We start from the raw sequence: 1420 nt of genomic DNA on the forward strand, positions 1-1420 counted from the left end.
GGGCGGCCGCGCGCGCCCTCCCCCCCCCCCCCCCGCCCGCGCGGGGGGGCGCGCCCCCCCCCGCGGCGCGACCCGGACGGGCGCCTGGCCGGCCGCATCCCGCCGCTGCCCGGGACGCGGCCCGGCGGCGCAGGCCCTCCGGAATCCGGGAGGACGTCCGCGTTCCGGCCGGCCGGCTAATTGCCGGCCCGGCTCCGGCGTGATAGGGGAGAATCCCCGGAAATGCGTGCCGAAGTCGTCGGCGTCGCTTCCGAACCGATCACGAAGGCCGGCCGGCTAATGTTTTAGCGGTTCCCCGGCGCGGTGTCGTCGGCCGCCGGCCCGGCGGGTCGGGTGCCGGCCCCCGGGGGAACCGTCGTCCGGTGTGGCCCCCGTTCGGCCCGGCAGCGGTGGTCGGACCCGGCGGAGCTAAAAATATCAGGGTCATTCTTTAGCATTCGACAATGCGTTCGACGGTTCCCGCGCTAACGCGTGCGAAACTTTTTCGTCGCATCTTGACCGTGCGCAGGTCATCCCTCACAGTTTGATCGACGCGATCGGTACCGCGGCTGTGGCGACGCAGTCCGTGCGCCCGTCTTCGGTCCTCGGATTGTCCACGATGACGTAATCGTTGTTCGTCCAGGGGGCGCGAGATGGACCACCCGGCGTAGACGGTCGTTCGGACGTTGCCCGTGCCGCGGACTGCCCCCACCTCGACGAAGAGGAGCCCGCCCATGGCCGGAACAGGCCATCACCCGCCCACCGCCGTCCCCCGAGCCCGCAGGCGTCGGGTGGTCGGCGCCGCCGCCGTCGCCGCCGTGCTGCTCGGCGGCGTGGTGGCGGCGGTCGGCGCGACGCCCGCGTCGGCGGCGACCGTCGACACCAACGCCTGGTACGTGCTGGTCAACCGCAACAGCGGCAAGGCGTTGGACGTCTACAACCTCGCCACGAACGACGGCGCGCGCATCACCCAGTGGACCCGCAACGACGGCAACCAGCAGCAGTGGCAGTTCGTCGACTCCGGCGGCGGCTACTACCGGGTGAAGTCGCGGCTGTCGGGCAAGGTCCTCGACGTCTACAACTTCTCGACCGCCGACGGCGGCTCGATCGTGCAGTGGACCGACAACAACACCACCAACCAGCAGTTCCGCCTGGCCGACTCGGACGGCGGGTACGTGCGGCTGATCAACCGCAACAGCAACAAGGCCCTGGAGGTGCAGGGCGCGTCGACCGCGGACGGCGGCAACATCGTCCAGTACAGCGACTGGGGCGGCGCGAACCAGCAGTGGCAGTTCGTCCGCGTCGGCGGGTCCGGCCCGACGACGACCACGACGACCTCGCCGGGTGGCGGGTGTTCGCTGCCGTCGACCTACCGCTGGTCGTCGTCGGGTGTGCTGGCGAACCCGAGGTCGGGCTGGGTCTCGCTCAAGGACTTCACCTA

At 71.3% G+C, this 1420-nt stretch carries 1 protein-coding gene; it reads left to right on the forward strand.

Translation table 11 applies throughout. The features are described 5' to 3' along the window. Positions 1-713: 713 nt before the first annotated feature. Positions 714-1420, forward strand: a 707-nt coding sequence (locus tag ACFXGA_RS40185) for a non-reducing end alpha-L-arabinofuranosidase family hydrolase (protein ID WP_378098473.1), incomplete at its 3' end; no start/stop codon positions are given.

It is taken from the genome of Actinosynnema sp. NPDC059335 (genome assembly GCF_042752395.1).
Taxonomy (GTDB): Bacteria; Actinomycetota; Actinomycetes; order Mycobacteriales; family Pseudonocardiaceae; genus Actinosynnema.